This is a genomic window from Nonomuraea salmonea (assembly GCF_042428605.1).
Lineage (GTDB): Bacteria > Actinomycetota > Actinomycetes > Streptosporangiales > Streptosporangiaceae > Nonomuraea > Nonomuraea salmonea.
This window is the reverse complement of sequence record NZ_JBHMCF010000011.1, coordinates 668,338-686,596: the sequence shown is the minus strand read 5'-3', so window position 1 is coordinate 686,596 and position 18,259 is coordinate 668,338. Positions and strand designations below refer to the sequence as shown.

The 18,259-nt window shown below is 73.6% G+C and carries 10 protein-coding genes; 8 read left to right on the top strand and 2 right to left on the bottom strand.

All coding sequences use genetic code 11. The features are described from left to right. Positions 1-183: 183 nt before the first annotated feature. Positions 184-3,114 (top strand): DUF7824 domain-containing protein, encoded by a 2,931-nt coding sequence (locus ACFFR3_RS13490; RefSeq protein WP_379483212.1) that lies wholly within the window; start codon positions 184-186, stop codon positions 3,112-3,114. 45 nt (positions 3,115-3,159) lie between these two features. Here the strand turns inward: ACFFR3_RS13490 and ACFFR3_RS13485 are convergent, their stop codons facing one another. Continuing rightward, the gene (locus tag ACFFR3_RS13485) at positions 3,160-4,269 is read right to left on the bottom strand and encodes a DUF5925 domain-containing protein (protein ID WP_364366460.1); all 1,110 of its coding nucleotides are present in this window, start codon (positions 4,267-4,269) and stop codon (positions 3,160-3,162) included. A gap of 222 nt (positions 4,270-4,491) precedes the next feature. Here ACFFR3_RS13485 and ACFFR3_RS13480 point away from each other — a divergent pair, with 222 nt between their 5' ends. From ACFFR3_RS13480 to scpA, 5 genes are all read left to right on the top strand, one after another. Then, entirely contained in the window at positions 4,492-6,357 is a 1,866-nt protein-coding gene (locus tag ACFFR3_RS13480; RefSeq protein ID WP_345401918.1) for a CASTOR/POLLUX-related putative ion channel, read from the top strand. A gap of 47 nt (positions 6,358-6,404) precedes the next feature. Further along, positions 6,405-7,343, top strand: a complete 939-nt coding sequence (gene mtnA / locus ACFFR3_RS13475) for an S-methyl-5-thioribose-1-phosphate isomerase (RefSeq protein WP_364366465.1) — start codon at positions 6,405-6,407, stop codon at positions 7,341-7,343. A 77-nt stretch (positions 7,344-7,420) separates the two neighbouring features. Further along, entirely contained in the window at positions 7,421-8,194 is a 774-nt protein-coding gene (locus ACFFR3_RS13470) for a peptidoglycan recognition protein family protein (protein WP_364366468.1), read from the top strand. A gap of 45 nt (positions 8,195-8,239) precedes the next feature. After that, entirely contained in the window at positions 8,240-9,979 is a 1,740-nt protein-coding gene (locus tag ACFFR3_RS13465; protein ID WP_345401921.1) for a methylmalonyl-CoA mutase family protein, read from the top strand. Beyond that, complete coding sequence (scpA, locus tag ACFFR3_RS13460) at positions 9,976-12,123, top strand: methylmalonyl-CoA mutase (RefSeq protein ID WP_364366472.1); 2,148 nt, start codon at positions 9,976-9,978, stop codon at positions 12,121-12,123. Before ACFFR3_RS13465 ends, scpA begins: the two co-directional genes overlap by 4 nt. A gap of 232 nt (positions 12,124-12,355) precedes the next feature. On the opposite strand, the gene ACFFR3_RS13455 is transcribed toward scpA, so the two are convergent. After that, positions 12,356-14,773 (bottom strand): serine/threonine-protein kinase, encoded by a 2,418-nt coding sequence (locus tag ACFFR3_RS13455; protein ID WP_379483211.1) that lies wholly within the window; start codon positions 14,771-14,773, stop codon positions 12,356-12,358. A 111-nt stretch (positions 14,774-14,884) separates the two neighbouring features. On the opposite strand from ACFFR3_RS13455, the gene meaB reads away from it, so the two are divergent. Beyond that, positions 14,885-15,844: a methylmalonyl Co-A mutase-associated GTPase MeaB gene (meaB, locus tag ACFFR3_RS13450; RefSeq protein ID WP_379483210.1), complete on the top strand. Its 960-nt coding sequence runs from the start codon at positions 14,885-14,887 to the stop codon at positions 15,842-15,844. Positions 15,845-15,990: 146 nt separating this feature from the next. After that, on the top strand, positions 15,991-18,207 hold the full coding sequence (locus ACFFR3_RS13445; protein ID WP_379483209.1) for a CehA/McbA family metallohydrolase: 2,217 nt from the start codon (positions 15,991-15,993) through the stop codon (positions 18,205-18,207). The last annotated feature ends 52 nt before the right edge of the window (positions 18,208-18,259 follow it).

The following is an 18,259-nucleotide window of genomic DNA, read 5'->3' as shown; positions in this document are numbered from 1 at the left end:
CACATCGGATGGTTTACGTACCGGGGCGAATGTGTCGGTGATCAACCCTATGGTCTGGGGCATGACTTTCCCTTTCCAGGCACACTCGCACCCCGTGCCCTGCCCGCCGGCCGGCATGCCCGGCCGCACGCCCGCCGGTGGCACGGCCTTACCCGGCGCCCGGGCCGCGGGGGAGGCGGCGCCGTGAACGTCGGGGAGGAGCCGCTCGCCACGTCATGGGACGCGGTGGCGGCCGCCGTCGCCACCGCCGACCCCGAGACGGCCGCCGACCTCCTCCACCGCCTCGACCCCCGCGCCCCGTGGCGGCCCGGCCCACGAGGCGCGCACAGCCCTTACACCCCCTCCGACCCCACGCCGCGAGCCTCCTTGGGGCACGGCCGTCACGCTCCTTCCGGGCATGGCCGGTACGACGGCCCGTTTGACGGCGCGTATGACGGCCCATTTGACGGCGCGCAGGTCCCATGGGATCGCGGCTCGCACGTCGCCCACCAGGCCGCCGTCACGAGCCGTTCACAAAGGTACGGGCGCTTCGCCGGAGAAGTACGGAGTCGCGGCCGGGCGGAGGAGCCGGGTGACGCCGTGCTGCTCTGGATGCTCGGGCCAGGGCTGGCCGGGCGCACGGCGGAGTGGCGGGCCGAGTTCGCCACCCTGGCCGCGCTCAAGCTCGCTCCAGGGCCGCGCCGGCGCGGCGGTCCTGGGCAGGGGGTCCGTACGGTGCTGGCCCTGCTGCGCCACACCGGGGTGACCCCGCCCGAGCACGACCCGCTCGTCGTCGCGTGGGCCGCCTGCACGCCCGACGCCGCGGGGCTGCGCGCCGACCCGCTGCTCGACCACCTCGTGCCCCGGATGTTCGACGCCGAGGGGGTCGGGGCGCTGCTGCGCGACGAACGCGCCGACCCGCCCAGGCCCCGGTCGTGGCTGGCCGCGCTGCACGAGCTGGCGGGCGACGGGCGGATCGGGCGCGACCTGCTGCTCGACGGGTGCCTGCGGCGGTTCCTGCGTGGCGGGCAGCCCGCCGACCTGCGCTTCTTCGTACGCCTCCATGAGCTGCTCCAGCCCACGGACGACGAGGTGAGCCGGCGTCGCCGCGCCTACCTGGGGTTGCTGCCTGCCGCGCCCGGCGCGGTGGCCGAGCCGGTGCTCAGGCACGTACGGCGGCTCGGCGACCTGGAGGCCGGCGACGTGACCGAGGCGGTGCGGGCCTTGCTGCTCAGGCCCGAACGCAAGCTGCAGACGGCCGGCGTCACCTGGCTCGACGAGGCCGCCGCCGGTGACCCCGCCGCCGGGCTCGACGCGCTGGCGCCCGCGCTGGGCTGCGCGTTCGGCTCGGAGTCCACCGACGTGCAGGGGCGGGCCGTGCGGGTGGCGGTCAAGCACGCCAAGCGGTTCACCGCCGAGGGGGCTCGGGCGATCAGGGAGGCGATGGCGGTGCTGCCGCAGGAGCTGGCCGAGACGCTGGCGGCCGTCTTCGGCCCGGACGCGGCGGACGGGCCCGGCGATCTCGACGGCTTCACCCCGGTGTCCTTGCCCGCACCCGTCGAGGCCGGCGCGTTCCCCGCGCCGGTGCGGGCGGCGTACGAGCTGGGTCCGTGCCCGCGGGACGACTGGCAGGGTGCGGAACGCTGGCTCGCGGGCGTGGTCCACCTGTACGGACACGCCCGCGAGGCCCTCACCACCCGCCTCACGGAACACCGGCCTCCGCCCCCGGGCCCCTGGCTGGACATCGGCCACTGGGCTCAGGCGATCGCCCGCCTCGTGACCGGGACCGTCGTCCCGTCGGCCGCGGATGGCTCGTCACCGGTCGGGGACGAGCGGCTGCCGGGGCTCGGGGACGTGCCAGGGCCGCACCTGTTCCTGCTGCGACGCTGGGCCGAGGTCCACGACGCGCTCGCCGCGGGCACACTGCCGCCCTACCTGCTCGCCGAACCCACCGAGGGCTCCGGACTCCTGGACCCCGAGATGCTGGTGGAACGCCTGTCCGGCTACGAGCGGGCAGGCGTCGAGGCCCTGCCCGCCGACCTGCAACAGGCCCTGTTGCGGCTGCCCCGCGACATCCCGCCGCACGCGGCGGCCCAGGCGGCCCGGCTCGCCTCGGAGGCGGGCCGCGTCGCCGCCCGCTGGATGAACGGCGAGCGGCCGGAACCGATCGCCGAGCTGATCTGGTCATGCCGGGTGCTCGGCGGCCCGGACACCGCCACACCAGTGCCTGGCACGAACATCCTCCCGCCCGCCCCGCCGGCGCCCGGCGTGCACGTCCTCCCGCCCGGCAGCCCGGTCGGCGGGGATGCGGGCCACTCCGGCGGTGGCGGCTTTCCAGCCGGCGATGGTGGTGAGCGAAGCGGTGAGGCGGCTGCCGGCGAGTCCGGCCCTTGGCAGGAGGGCTGGGCTTGTTGTGCGGCTGACACCGGGCCGGTGCTGGACCGGGCGCACGAGCTGAGCGCGCGGCTGCGGCCGGCCGGGCCCACTGGGCTGGAGTTCGTGGACGGGCTGTTCAGCGGGTCCGTGGCGCATCGGTTGCGCGATCACGGCGGGTATCTGGGGTGGTGGCCCCATCTGATGCCGTCCGACCGTGAGGCGGTGGCGGCCCACTGCGTGCCGCATCTCATGGAGCGGTGGCGGCGGGTGCGCATGGAGACGGCGCAGGCGCAGGCCCTGGCGGCGGCGGGTGGGCCGCCCGGGGAGGCGCTCGCGCTCGTGGTGGCGTACCTGGTCGCGGATCGGGCACGCGGGACGGCGGAGGAGCGGGCGCGGCCGGTCGTGGAGCTGGCCGCGCGCGGCGAGCTGGACGCCGAGCGCGTGGGACGGCGGCTCGCGCTGCTGATCCAGCGTACGGAGCTCAAGCCCGGCCCGGCGTTCGAGACCTTGGAGGCGGCGGCCGCGTTCGGCGCGCAGCGGGAGGTGTGGCGGATCGTGACCGCGTTCCTGCCGGGCTTCCTGCCCGCGCCGGGCGAGCGGTCGCACACCCGGCACACGCAGGGCCTCGTGTTCGCGTTACGGGCGGCCCGATGGGCGGGCGCGCGCGGCGCGGTGCCGTGCGTGGCCGAGATCGCCCAGCGCAAGGCCTCGAACAACTTCGTCCGTGAGGCCCGCCGCCTGCACACCTACCTCACCTGAAGGGCGATCCGGGGGCGTCTGTCAAGGCGCCCCCGGGGCCCGACGTCAGAGGTAGAGGCCGGTCGACTCGTCGCCCGGGGTCGGGGTGATCTCGCGGCCGGAGCGGAGCGCGTAGAGCTGGGCCAGGGTGGCGCCGGACGGGCCGACGCCCTCCTGCGTGCCCAGCCACGCCACCGCCTCCTCCTTGCTCAGCGGCCCCACCTCGAGCTGCGCCAGGCAGCGGCCGGGGCGGACGACGGCGGGGTGGAGACGGGTGAGGTCTTCGTTGGTGGTGATGGCGACGAGCACGTCGCGGCCCTGCCCGAGCAGCCCGTCGGTGAGGTTGAGCAGCCGGGACAGCCCCTGACCCGCCTGGGCCTTGGCGCCGGAGCTGATCAGCTCGTCGCAGTCCTCCAGCACGAGCAGCCGCCAGCGCTGGGACTCCTCGTCGGTGTCGTAGCCGACGGCGACCTCCATGAGGTAGCCGGGCTCGTTGAACAGCCGCTCGGGGTCGAGCACGCAGTCGACCTGGCACCAGTCGCGCCACTGCTTGGCGAGCGTGCGCAGCAGCGTGGTCTTGCCGGTGCCGGGCTGGCCGTGCAGCAGGATGAGGCGGCCGTTGACGTCTTCCGGGGTGACCGCCATGAGCCGGTCGAGCGCCGGGCGGACCTTCGCCGAGTAGTTGGTGCCGATCTCGTCCCAGGGCTGCGCGGTGATCGGCTTCTCCGAGCGGGTGCCGCCGTGCATGCCGCGCCACCAGAAGCCCATCTCCACGTGGTCGACGTCGGGGACGGCCTCTTCCGCGCCTTCGATGCTCTCCGCGAGCACGCTCTTGGCCAGGTCTTCGTCGACCGCGGTGACGCTGACCGTCGCCGTGCGGTTGCGGTGGCGTACGACGCGCAGGGTCCAGCCGTCACCGCAGATCAGCCGAGACTCGGAGCCGTCCTCGACCCGGGCGGTGCGCAGCACCCGGCCGCCGGCGGGGGCGAGCGGGGCGTCAGGGCGTACGCGCTCCAGGTTGGCCAGGCGGGACCACGGCTGCACGCCCGTCGCGAAGGGCGACAGTGCCAGAGCGTCGATCACGTCGATGGCGGAGTCGGCGTCGTCGATCCAGATGTTCATCGGGAGCTCAGAGGAGTCCGGGCTGGGGAACGGCACCTCCCTAATCACAGACATACCGTTGATGATCTCCGTCTCAGGGGCCGGATGTCGAAGAGTTTTCTGGCTGGGGACAGTGGTTCTCCTTGAGCGTACCTGGCCGGGTGGTGACGAGGGGGCCGGGCGCGCCAAGCCCGGTGGCGCCGGGGAAACTGTGACCGCTTCGCCATGCGAGAGGGGTGTATGCCCGGTACCTTGTGACGTCGGGTTAATCAGTCCTTAAGCGGAGGTATGGGGGAAGTGTCGAAAGTCACGTTCCGCGAACGGGCTCGGTACTGGTTCGACAACACCATGTCGAAGGGCACGGCGTCGCTCATCGGGTGGCTGGCCATCGTGTCGGTCGCGCTGATGGCGGTCGTGACGGGACTGACGCTGTGGCTGGCGCCCAACGAGCCCGAGGGTGTCGACCACGCCGGCGAGCTGCTGTGGATCTCCCTCATGCACGCCCTGAGCCCGGGCAAGGTCGCCAGCGACGAGGGGTCCATCACGTACGTCGCGATCATGTTCGCGATGTCGCTCGGCGGCTTGTTCATCGTCAGCATGCTGGTCGGTCTGCTGTCCAACGGCCTCAAGCAGAAGGTGGACCGGCTGCGCAGGGGGCGCTCGCGGATCGTGGAGCGCGGGCACACGGTCATCCTCGGCTGGTCGGACCAGGTGTTCACGATCATCTCCGAGCTGGTCAAGGCGCAGGCCAGCCAGAAGCACTCCGTCATCGCGATCATGGCGGAACGTGACAAACTCGAGATGGAGGAGGAGATCCGCGAGCGGCTGGGCGACCTCGGCGGCACCCGTGTGGTGTGCCGTACGGGACGGCCGACCGAGCCGCGCGACCTCGCGCTGATGAACCTCTCGACCGCCCGCTCCGTCGTCGTGCTGTCGCCCGCTCGCGACGACCCCGACGCCCACGTCATCAAGATCCTGCTCGCGCTGGCCAAGCGCGAGGGCGTGCGCCCGCCGGTGGTGGCCGCCCTCACCTCCAGCCGCAACCTCGCCGCCGCCCGCCTGGCCGGCGGCGAGGACGTGCACCTGGTCGACTCCGACGACACCGCCTCGCGGCTGATCGTGCAGTCCTCCCGCCAGTCCGGCATGTCCGTGGTCTGCATGGACCTGCTGAACTTCGACGGTGGCGAGATCTACCTGCGCACCCCGAAGAAGCTGCTCGGCGTCACGTACGGGGACGCGCTGCACGGGTACGAGACCGCGTCCGTGATCGGCCTGCGCCGCCCGTCGGGCATCGTGCTGAACCCGCCGCTCGACACCGTCATCGACGACGGCGACCAGGTCATCATCATCGCCGACGACGACTCGCACGTCCGCCTCGCGGCCGGCCGGCCCGCGCTGGAGGAGGCGGCGATCGTCACGGCGGAGAAGGCGCCCACCCAGCCGGAGCGCACGCTGCTGCTCAACTGGAACGGCCGCGCCGAGCAGATCATCCGCTACCTCGACGGCTACGTCGCCGCGGGGTCGGTGCTGGAGGTCGCCACCGACCACCCCTCGGCCGGGACGAACCTCACCGGCCTGCGCAACCTCACCGTCAACGTCAAGGACTGCGACACCACCGACAGGTTCGCCCTGGAGTCGCTCGGCGTCGGCCTGTTCCAGCACGTCATCGTGCTGTCCGACGACCGCTTCGACCCGCACCACGCCGACACCCGCACGCTCATGACGCTGCTGCAGCTGCGCGACATGCAGAAGACGCTGGGCGAGCACTACTCGATCGTCAGCGAGATGCACGACGAGAACAACCGCGCGCTCGCCGAGGTCACCGAGGCCGACGACATCGTGATCAGCGACACCGTCATCGGCCTGCTGCTGGCCCAGCTGGCCGAGAACCGGCACCTCGCGGACGTCTTCGGCTACCTCTTCGACTCGCGCGGCTCGGAGATCTACCCCCGTCCGGCCTCCGACTACGTCAAGACGGGCGTGGAGGTGTCGTTCTCCACCGTCGTGGAGTCGGCGCGGCTCAGGGGAGAGACGGCCATCGGCTACCGCGACAACCTGGGCAGGAACGATCCGCCGCACTACGGCATCGTCCTGAACCCGGACAAGACGCGGCCGATCGTGCTCGGCACGAGCGACTCGGTCATCGTCCTCGCCGAACGTTGATGAGCCCGGCGCTGATGGCTGGTGGGAGATTGGGTTAGCGTTCTGTCGTGAGGACCATCGACTGGGTCGGCGACGCCGTCGAGATCATCGACCAGACCCTGCTGCCCGACAAGTGCGTGATGCTGCGCATCCACACGGTCGCCGAGCTCATCGACGCCATCAGGCGGCTGGCGGTGCGCGGCGCGCCCGCGCTCGGCGTGGCGGGGGCGCTCGGCGTCGTGCTGGCCGACGGCGACCCCGACCAGATCGCCGCGCTGCGGGCCGCCAGGCCGACCGCCGTCAACCTCGCTTGGGGCGTCGACCAGGCCGCCGCCCACCTCGACGAGGGCCGTGCGGCGGTGCTGGCCGCCGCCCTGCGCGTACGCGACGACGACCTCGCCGCGAGCCGGTCCATGGGCGCGCGCGGCGCCGCCCTGCTCGAAGGCGACCGGTTGCGCATCATGACCGTGTGCAACACCGGCGGGCTGGCCGCCGTCGAGCGCGGCACCGCGCTCAGTGTCGTCCAGACGCTGCACGAGCGCGGCCGGCTGGCCGAGGTGCTGGTGCTGGAGACGAGGCCGCTGCTGCAGGGTGCCAGGCTCACGACGTGGGAGCTCGGCAGGATGGGCGCGCCGCACCGGCTCATCGCCGACTCCGCGGGCCCCTACCTGCTGGCGCGGGCCGACGTCGACGCGGTGCTCATCGGCGCCGACCGCATCGCCGCCAACGGCGACACGGCCAACAAGATCGGCTCGTACGCGCTCGCTCTCGGGGCGGAACGCGCCGGGGTGCCGTTCATCGTGGTCGCGCCGGAGTCCACGATCGACGAGGACACCCCGTCGGGCGACAAGATCGAGATCGAGGACCGCGGCGCCGACGAGATCGTCTCCGTACGCGGCGTGCGCATCGCCCCCGAAGGCACCCAGGCGCTCAACCCGGCCTTCGACGTGACGCCCCACGACCTCATCACCGCCATCGTGACCGACCGGCGGGTGATCAGACCGTAACCGAAATCGCCGATCCCGGGACCGTTCCGCGTCCTCCGGGTTACGCTCAGTCGTCACGACAGCGACTCTCGGAGCTCATGGTGGCCATCGACCTGGTGTTACGGCGCGACTGGAACGCCCGCGCCCCGCGCGGCGACTACACACAGCTCGACTCCACCAAAGGAGTCAAGGTTCACTACACCGGCGGCAGGGTCGATGAGGCGATCGTCGGCGACCACGGGCGCTGCGCGGCGCTGGTGCGCTCGATCCAGGCCCACCACATGGACGGCAACGGCTGGATCGACATCGGCTACAGCTACGTCGCCTGCCCGCACCGCAAGGTGTTCGAGGGCAGGGGCCTGCACCACCTGCCCGCCGCCAACGGCCCGGGCCTGAACGCCGGCCACTACGCCGTGCTCGGCCTGGTCGGCAACTCGGGCCTGGTCAGACCGCCCGACGGCATCCTGCACGCCGTCGTCGACGCCATCGAGTTCGTCAGGAAGAACGGCAGCGCGGGCAAGGAGATCAAGGGTCACCGCGACGGCTACGCCACCGACTGCCCCGGCGAGCCCCTCTACGCCTGGGTCAGACGCGGCGCGCCGCGCCCGGCGGGTGGCGGCGACGACGGCGGGGGAGGCGGGCCGACCGCACCGCCGTTCCCCGGGAGGCTGCTCAGCTACCCGCCCGTCACGCGGGGCCAGGACGTCCGCACCTGGCAGACGCAGATGCGGCGGCGCGGCTGGGAGCTCGCGGTGGACGGCGCGTACGGGCCGGAGTCGCGCGAGGTGTGCCGGAGCTTCCAGCGTCAGCAGAACGTCAGCGACGACGGCATCGTGGGCCCGATCACCTGGCGTCTGACTTGGGAGGCTTAGGCCCGGGGTTACTGGGTTCGGGTGGTTCCGCCTACTATCCGAACCATGGAACTGGCAGCGGGGTTCGCGCCCACCTCACGGGACGACTGGCGGGCGCTGGCGGCGGAGGTGCTGCGCAAGTCGGGAGCCGAGACGTCCGCGCCTGAGGAGGCGCTGTCCAGGACGACGTACGACGGGCTCACGATCGCCCCGCTCTACGACGCCGATGACCTGCCCGGCGACCCCGGCTCCCCGGGCGCCGCCCCCTACGTGCGCGGCGCGCGGGTCACCGGCGGCTGGGACGTACGCCAGCGGCACGCCGTCGCCGACCCCGAGGCCGTGCTCGCCGATCTGGAGAACGGCGTCACCTCGCTCTGGCTGGTCGTCGGCGACGACGCCATCCCGGTGGGCGCGCTCGGCAGGGTGCTGGAGAACGTCTACCTCGACCTCGCGCCCGTCGTCCTGGAAGCGGGGGAGCAGACCCCCGAGGCCGCCGAGGCCCTGCTCGCGCTGGCCGCGGAACGCGGCGTCGAGCCGTCGGGCAACCTCGGCGCGTCGGCGGCGTACGGCACCGGCGGGGCCGAGCTGGCGCTGCGCTGCGCCGAGCGGCATCCGGGGCTGCGGGCCGTCACCGTGGACGCCACGCCGTACCACGACGCGGGCGGCAGCGACGCCGAGGAACTGGCCTGCTCGATCGCGGCCGGCGTCGCCGAGCTGCGCGCGCTCACCGAGGCCGGGCTGAGCGCCGGGCAGGCGCTCGGGCAGCTCGAGTTCCGGTACGCCGCCACCGCCGACCAGTTCGCCACCATCGCCAAGCTGCGCGCCGCGCGCCGCCTGTGGGCCAGAGTCGCCGAGGTCTGCGGCGCCCCGGACGCGGGCGGGCAGCGGCAGCACGCCGTCACCGGCTCCGCGATGATGACCGCCCGCGACCCGTGGGTCAACATGCTGCGCACCACCCTGGCCTGCTTCGGCGCCGGGGTCGGCGGAGCGGCGGCGGTGACCGTGCAGCCGTTCGACGCCTGCCTCGGGCTGCCCGACGACTTCTCCCGCCGCATCGCCCGCAACACCCAGTCGCTGCTGCTGGAGGAGTCGGGGCTGGGGCGCGTCATCGACCCGGCCGGCGGCTCCTGGTACGTCGAGCGCCGCACCGCCGACCTCGCCTCCGCCGCCTGGGCCTTCTTCCAGGAGATCGAGGCGGCCGGCGGCATCCTGGCGGCGGGGCCGCTGATCGCCGCCCGCATCGCCGCCACCCGCGCTCGCCGCGACGACGACATCGCGCACCGCCGCTTCCCCATCACCGGGGTGAGCGAGTTCCCCGACCCTGCCGAGAAACCGCTCCGGCGGGCTCCCGACCGCACGGACGAGCGGGCGGAGCCGCCCAGGATCCGGTACGCCGAGCCGTACGAGCGGCTGCGCGACCTGGCCGACGCGCAGCCCGAGCGGCCCAAGGTGTTCCTGGCCACGATCGGCCCCCTGGCCGCGCACAGCGCGCGGGCCACGTTCGCCGCGAACCTCTTCCAGTCCGGCGGGCTGGCGGTCGAGACGGCCGGGCCGGGCACCGACCCCGGGCGGATCGCCGCCGCGTTCGCCGCCAGCGGCACCACCGTGGCCTGCCTGTGCTCCACCGACCAGCTCTACGAGCAGCACGCCGCCTCCGTCGCCGCCGCCCTGCGCGAGGCCGGTGCGAAGAAGGTGTGGCTGGCGGGGAAGGGACGTCATGAGGGGATCGACGCGAACCTCTACGCCGGGTGCGACGTGCCCGCCGTGCTCCGCGAGACGTTCGACGACCTGGAGGTGACCCGATGATCCCGGACTTCTCCGGCATCCCGCTCGAACCCCTGCCCGCGGACGGGCCGGCGGGCCCGCAGCCGGAGGGCGAGGTGTGGGAGACGCCCGAGGGCATCGCGGTCAAGCCCCTCTACACCGCCGCCGACCTGGACGGGCTGGACTTCCTGCGGACGTATCCCGGCGCGCCGCCCTACCTGCGCGGCCCTTACCCCACCATGTACGTCAACCAGCCCTGGACGATCCGCCAGTACGCCGGCTTCTCCACCGCCGAGGACTCCAACGCCTTCTACCGGCGCAACCTGGCGGCCGGGCAGAAGGGCCTGTCGGTGGCGTTCGACCTGGCCACGCACCGGGGCTACGACTCCGACCACCCGCGCGTCGCGGGCGACGTCGGCATGGCGGGGGTGGCGATCGACTCGATCTACGACATGCGGCAGCTGTTCGAGGGCATCCCGCTCGACCGCATGTCGGTGTCCATGACGATGAACGGCGCGGTGCTGCCCGTCCTGGCCCTCTACATCGTGGCGGCGGAGGAGCAGGGCGTCGCGCCCGAGCAGCTCGCGGGGACCATTCAGAACGACATCCTCAAGGAGTTCATGGTCCGCAACACCTACATTTATCCGCCAGCTCCGTCAATGCGCATTATTTCGGATATTTTCGCTTATACGAGTGAGAAGATGCCGAAATTCAACTCCATCAGCATTTCTGGCTATCACATCCAGGAGGCCGGAGCCACGCTGGATCTGGAGCTGGCATACACGCTCGCCGACGGCGTCGAATATCTGCGCGCCGGCACCGCCACAGGGCTCGGCATCGACCGGTTCGCGCCCCGGCTGTCGTTCTTCTGGTGCATCGGCATGAACTTCTTCATGGAGGTCGCCAAGCTGCGCGCCGCCCGGCTGCTGTGGGCCAAGCTCGTGTCCGGGTTCGGCGCGAAGAACCCCAAGTCGCTCAGCCTGCGTACGCACAGCCAGACCTCCGGCTGGTCGCTCACCGCACAGGACGTCTTCAACAACGTCGCCCGCACCTGCGTCGAGGCCATGGCCGCCACCCAGGGCCACACCCAGTCGCTGCACACCAACGCGCTCGACGAGGCGCTCGCCCTGCCCAGCGACTTCTCCGCGCGCATCGCCCGCAACACCCAGCTGCTGCTGCAGCAGGAGTCCGGCACCACGCACGTCATCGACCCCTGGGGCGGCTCCTACTACGTCGAACGCCTCACCCACGACCTCGCCGCCCGCGCCTGGGACCACATCCAGGAGGTCGAGTCGGCCGGCGGCATGGCCAAGGCCATCGAAGCGGGGCTGCCGAAGCTGCGCATCGAGGAGGCCGCCGCGCGTACGCAGGCCCGCATCGACTCCGGCAGGCAGCCGGTGATCGGGGTCAACAAGTACCGGGCCGAGGGTGACCGCGACATCGAGGTGCTCAAGGTCGACAACAGCGCCGTACGGGCCAGCCAGCTCGACAAGCTGGCCCGGTTGCGGGCCGAGCGCGACCCCGACGCCGTACGCCGCGCGCTCGACGCCCTCACCAAGGCCGCCTCGCACCCCGCGCCCGGCCTGGAGCACAACCTGCTCAAGCTGTCCGTGGACGCCGCCCGCGCCAAGGCCACCGTGGGGGAGATCTCCGAGGCCCTGGAGAAGGTCTTCGGCCGGCACGCCGAGCAGGTGCGTACGATCACTGGCGTGTACCGCGACGAGTCAGGCCAGGCCGCCAACATCGAGCGGGCCCGGCGCGCCTGCGACGCCTTCGCCGCGACGGAGGGGCGCAGGCCGCGCATCCTGGTGGCCAAGATGGGGCAGGACGGCCACGACCGGGGCCAGAAGGTGATCGCCACCGCCTTCGCCGACCTGGGGTTCGACGTCGACGTCGGCCCGCTGTTCCAGACGCCCGAGGAGGTCGCTCGCCAGGCCGTGGAGGCCGACGTGCACATCGTCGGCGTCTCGACGCTGGCCGGCGGGCACCTCACGCTCGTCCCCGCGCTGCGCGACGCCCTCGCCGCCCTCGACGCCGCCGACATCATGATCGTCGTCGGCGGCGTCATCCCACCCGGCGACCAGGACGAACTCCGCGCCGCCGGCGCCGCCGCCATCTTCCCCCCGGGCACGGTGATCGCCGACGCCGCCCTCGACCTGCTCGAACAACTCAGCAAACGCCACTAGGCCCCGGCCGGACCCGAGCAAGCCGACGGATCCGCTCACTCCGCGCGTCTCAGGAGGTGTGCGGGGCTGGGGGCGTGGAAGGCGAGGGCCCGGGGGCCCGCAGGGGTGCTGCGGGGCCTCGGCCGTCACGGAGGTGTGCGGGACCGGGTGGCGCGGAAGGTGAGGGCCCGGGGCCCGCAGGGGTGCGGGGCCTGGGCCGCTCGGGAGGTGTGTGCCGGGTTGGTCGGGAGGGTCAGTAGGTGCCCTGTTCGCACATGGGGACCGAGATCGTGCGTTCGACGGTGACCGGGGTGGTGATGCGCAGGGTGACGCGGTGGACGCCGCCGGTGCTGCGCAGGGTGCGGGGTGCGGCGAGGTAGCGCTCGCCGTTCGCCGAGATCACCGCCGAGGAGCGGGCGATCGACGTGCCGTCCACGAGCCAGGCGTAGGTGAAGGTCGTCGCGGTGCCGCTACGCCGTACCAGGGCCTGGAGCGTCACCTGGCCGCCCGACCAGCAGTCGCCGCTCCTCGTGCCGCCGGGGCGCACGTAGACGAGGCGGAGCCGGTTCGCGCCCGAGGTGGTGCTGGTCGTGCGGTCGTCGGCCGGGACGGTGGTCGCGGTGCCGTCCGACTGCGGGGTGGGGCGCCGGCTCCTGGCCTGATCGGAGGACGAGTCGGCCGGTGCGGTGGCCGGTGCGGTGGCCGATGGTGTGGCCGCCGGTGCGGTGGGGGTGCCGCTGCTCGCGGGCACCTCTCCCGTCTTGGGGGTCGGCTCCGTCGGGGTGAGCCAGACGATCGCGCCGGCCAGCGCGCACACGGACACGCCGGAGACGCCCGCGACGGCCACGGTCTTGACCCGCCGCCGCCGCGACGGCTTGCCCGCCTTACCCGCGCCCTTCCCGCTCTCCTGCCCGCCGGCCGCAGCCTGCCCACCGCCCTCGGCGCCGCCGATCCCGCCGTCACCACCGCTGCTGCCGAATCCACCGGCGCCGCCGAATCCACCGGCGATGGCACCGAAGCCATCCGCCGCAGCGCCGTGCCCATCCGCCGCAGCGCCGTGCCCGGCCTCCGCAGCGCCGCGCCCGCTGGCCGAACCGCCGTGCCCGGCCTCCGCAGCGCCGCGCCCGCTGGCCGAACCGCCGTGCCCGGCCTCCGCGGCGCCGAGTCCCGCCGCCCGGTCCTCGAACCCGGAGCGTGCGCCTGCGACGCCGGACCCGAACCCGCTCGCTCCCGTCCCGCCGGGTCCGCCCGCCGAGGTGTGGCCGTCGGCCGTGCGCGAGGCGGGCGGTGCGTCGAAGGCGACGGGGGCGCCCAGCGCCATGCCCGATCCGTGCCGTTCCCGCTCGCCGGAGGACGGCTCCACCGTGGACGACATGTCGAACAGCGCCTGCAGCGACGCGGCGGTCTGCCCGTTCTGCCCGCTGACGTCGTGCTCGCCCTGCTCGGGCCGCTGGTGTTCGTCGCGCCCGCGCACGTCACCGCGCACGTCACCCCACACGTCACCCCACACGTCACTGTGAGCGTCGTGCGGACGAGCCCGCCCGCGCGGGTCGTGCGGATGCGCCCCGCCGTGCGCGTCGCGGGGGTGACCGTCGCCGTGGGGATCGTGCGGCCGGGCGCCGGGACGCACGTCGTAGTCGTGGAGGTGCGCGTCGTATGAGGGTCTGCCGTCGTGCGAGTGTCCTGCGGCGACACCAGGGGCCTCGCTGCCGTGCGCCGCGCCGGTGCGGGCGTGGGGGTCCCCGGAGGCGGGGTCTTGGGTGGGGCCGAAGTCGCGGGTCGTCGCCTCGGCGGGGCGGCGGCGGGGCATCGGGGGCACGCCCTGCCTGTCCGGCGTGTCGTAGGCGTCGGGGGCCGCGTGCGGGGCCAGGGTGCGCCGCGAGGGCGCCGTCAGCTCCAGCAGCACGTCACGCATCGACGGCCGCGCCCCGGGGTCCTTGACCAGGCAGGCGGCGACGATGTCGCGCAGCGGCCGGCCCAGCTCGCCGAGCTGCGGCTCCTCCCGCAGGATGCGGTTGATCACGGCGGGCAGCGCGTCGTCGCCGAACGGCGGCACGCCGGTGGCCGCGAACACCAGGACGGACGCCCACGAGAACACGTCGGCCGCCGCCCCCACGGGCCGCCCGGCGAGCTGCTCGGGCGCCATGTACGCGGGCGTCCCCACGATGTTGCTGGTGGCCTTCATGCCCGAGCCGAGCGCCGCGGCGATGCCGAAGTCCACGACCTTGGCCCCGTCGGGGCCGAGCAGCACGTTGGACGGCGTGAGGTCGCCGTGCACGACGCCGGCCTGGTGGATGGCGTCGAGCGCGGTCGCGGTGGCGACGGCGAGCCGCTGCAGCTCCGCGCCGCCGCGCCGGCCGGCCTGCTGCAGCGAGGGCCCGTCCACGTACTCGGCCACGATGTACGCCCTGCCGCTGGTCGAGGCGTCGAGCACCCGCGCGAGGCAGAACGGCTCGACCGTGCGCGCGGCGGCGATGGCCGCCGCCAGGCGGTCGTCCACGCGGTCGTCCACGGTGAGCCCCTCGCGCAGCACCTTGACGGCGACCGGGGTCCCGTTGCGTGCCTGACCGAGGTAGACGACACCGTGGCCGCCCGCGCCGAGGCGCCCGACCAGCCGGTAGGGTCCCACCGCTGCCGGGTCGCCCTCGCGGAGGGGTTCGACATTGGGCATGAGGGGAGTGACTCCTGTGACGGCTGAGATCAGAACTCCAGCACCCTACTGGCAAAAGTCAAGATTTGTCAGAAGTTAGGCTGATCAACTGCGAAGAAAGGGGTAAGTAGGGTGCATTCGCTGGAGGACTACGCCCGCGGCGTACGGGCCGGTTCGCGCACCTGGATCGCCCGCGCGATCACTTTGGTGGAGTCGACCAGACCCGACCACAACGCGCTCGCGCAACGGCTGCTCGTCGAGCTGACCCCGCTCACCGGGCACGCCCGCAGGGTCGGCGTCTCGGGCGTGCCGGGGGTCGGCAAGTCCACGTTCATCGACGCCCTCGGCGCCCGCCTGACCGGGCAGGGGCACAAGGTGGCCGTCCTGGCCGTGGACCCGTCCTCCACCAGGACGGGCGGCAGCATCCTCGGCGACAAGACCCGCATGTCCCGCCTGGCGGCCGACCCCGCCGCCTTCATCAGGCCCTCGCCCACCTCGGGCACGCTCGGCGGCGTGACGAAGGCCACCAGGGAGGCCATGGTGGTGGTGGAGGCGGCCGGCTTCGACGTCGTCGTGGTGGAGACCGTGGGGGTCGGGCAGTCGGAGACCGCGGTGGCCGACATGGTGGACACGTTCCTGCTGCTCACCCTGGCCCGCACCGGCGACCAGCTCCAGGGCATCAAGAAGGGCGTGCTGGAGCTCGCCGACGTCATCGCGGTCAACAAGGCCGACGGCGAGTACGAGCTGCCCGCGCGCAAGGCCGCCCGCGAGCTGGCGGGCGCGCTGCGCATGCTGCGCTCCGACGCGCCCCCGCCCCCGGTCCTGACCTGCAGCGCCTTGACCGGCGACGGGCTGGACGAGGTCTGGGCCAAGGTGCTCGCCCACCAGGAGGGCCTCGACCTCGCCGCCAAGCGCCGCCGCCAGCAGGTGGGCTGGACCTGGACCCTGGTCAAGGACCGGCTGCTGGCCGAGCTGCGCGCCGACCCCCGGGTGGCGGAGATCAGCGCGGAGGTCGAGCGCGAGGTGCTGGCGGGCGAGCTGACGCCCGCGCTGGCGGCGGAACGCATTCTGTCCGCATTCACCCGATCCTGAACCGGCGGGCGGAGCAGCATCGGAACCCCGCAGGTGGAGATACCTCTCCCGGGGATGAGGATTCCCCCTCCGCCCCGCTCCGGCCCGGCGAAACCGCCCGGTGAACCATGCCACGATGGCGCCCAACCGACGTGGGGGAGGCGCACATGGGTGCGGAATCGATGCTGCCCGGAAGGGTGACCGACGAGCTCGAGGAGTACGGCCGCCTCCTCGACCGACACGGCATCACCTGGGGAGAACCGGAGATCCATTACGTGAAGTTCTTCGCCCGGCGGAGGGTCCTGCCGCCCGCGCTCTTCGACCGCTTCTGGTCCCTGGTCCTCCAGGCCGTCGCGGCCGACCACCCGGACGAGCCGCACGACCGGCTCGCCGCCCGGCTCGCCGAGCCCGACTACGACCGCGTCCTGCGCGACACCCTCGACGGTGAGCTGCCCGGCCACCTCGTCGCCGTCCGCATCAAGCAGGGCGGCGCGGTGCTGGAGGGCGCGCCGCGTACGGTGCTGGTCGGCACGCGGACCTCCCGCGCGGGCGGCGGCACGAAGGAGCAGGCGCGCGGCCACGTGCCGTTCGTGGTGGAGCCGGGTGAGGCGCAGGCGCCCGAGCACGGCGGGTCCGCCGCGCCCTGGCAGGAGGCGCGCACGGCGGGGCTGCCCGGCCGCGGCGGCGAGCGGATCTCGCTGCTGTTCGACTCCAAGCGCGAGGAGCCCTGCCAGGTCGCCGTCGACGGCGCCGGCCGGGTGCTGGCGCCGCACGGCGCCTGGCTGGTGGAGGTGGACGAGGACAGCACGATCCTGGTGGACGGCGAGCGCGTCAGGCTCGACACGCTCGTACGCCACGTGCCCGCGGCCAGGCTGCGGCTGTCGGCGGGCACGCCGTGCCGGTGGAGCGTCGTGGACGGGGACGGCAGCGGCTGGTTCCCCTCCGGCGTGCCGCACCGCTACGACTACCACGGCCGCCCCTACTTCCACGGCGACGACCTCGTCGTCGAGGTCCCCAGCCTGCCGCTGACCGTGCGGGCGGCCAGGGGCATGGAGTACGGCGAGCGCGAGCTCGCCCTCACCCCCGACCCCGGGGCCGAGCGGCTCGTCGAGCTGACCCCGGACCGCCTGTACGACGCCGCCGCCCGCGGCTGGTACGGCGGCGACCTGCACGTCCACCTCAACTGGGCGGGCGACCTGGTGGCCGTGCCCGCCGACGCGGCCGCCGCCCAGCACGGCGAGGACCTCCACGTGCTCAACCTGCTGGCGGGCAACGTCTCGGGCCGCCGGGTCTACGACAGGGAGGCGCTCGAACACTGGACCGGCCGCGACCTGCCCTGGTCCGACGGCACCCACGTGGCCAGGATGGGCGTCGAATACCGCAACGACCTGCTCGGCCACGTCTACGCCTTCGCGCCGCGCTCGGCCCCAGGCCGCTACCACACGGGCTTCGACGGCGACGCCGACTGGCCGCCGAACGCCGACGGGCTGCGCGAGCTGCGCGGACTCGGCGCGCTGGTCGGCTACAGCCATCCCTTCCGCACCCCGATCGGCGACGGCGACCCGCCCACGGGCGTGGTCTCGCCGGTGCCGCGCAACTGCGCCGCCCGCGAGCTGGTCGCCGACGCCGCGCTCGGGCTGGTGGACAGCCTCGACGTGCTCACCCACGCCTCCATCCCGGCCACGGCGGCGGTCTACCGGCGGCTGATCGGCGCGGGCAACCGGCTGGCCGTCACCGCGGGCACCGACGCGATGATCTCCTTCACCCGTTCCGACACCCAGTCGAACCCGCCCGGCTGGGCCCGCGTCTACGCGCAGGTCGAGGGAGGGCTGACGGCGCGCTCGTTCGCCGCCGCCGTACGCGCGGGCCGCACGTTCGCCACCACCGGCCCCTGGCTGGAGCTGAGCGTGAACGGCCACGGCCCCGGCCACGTCATCCACGCCACCGCGGGCGACCGCATCAGCGTCACGGCCGCCACCGTCGGGCCCGAGGCGGTGGCGATCCGCATCCGCACCGCCGACGGCCTGTGCGCGGGGGCCGAGCGGCTGGCCCCCGACGGCCGCGACTGCGGCGACGAGCCGCTGACCGTGACGGCCGAGCTGACGCTGGACGCGTCCACGTACGTGGTGGCCGAGGTCCTGTGCGCGCCGCATCCGCGCACGCTGACCGCCACCGGCTACGCGCTGACCAGCCCCGTCTACGTGGACGTGGACGGCCGGCCGGTGGCCAGGCGCGAGGACGTGCTGTGGTGCCTGGAGTGGCTCGACCTGCTGGAGCAGCTCATCCGCCAGCACGGGCGGCTGGCCAGCCCGTACCAGTTCGGCGACCACATGTCGCTGTTGCAGCAGGCCAGGGCGGTCTACACGAGCCGGCTCGAGTCCTAGACGCCCCGATGGACGACCCCCCGCGGACGCGGGGGGTCGTCGTGCTTTCTGG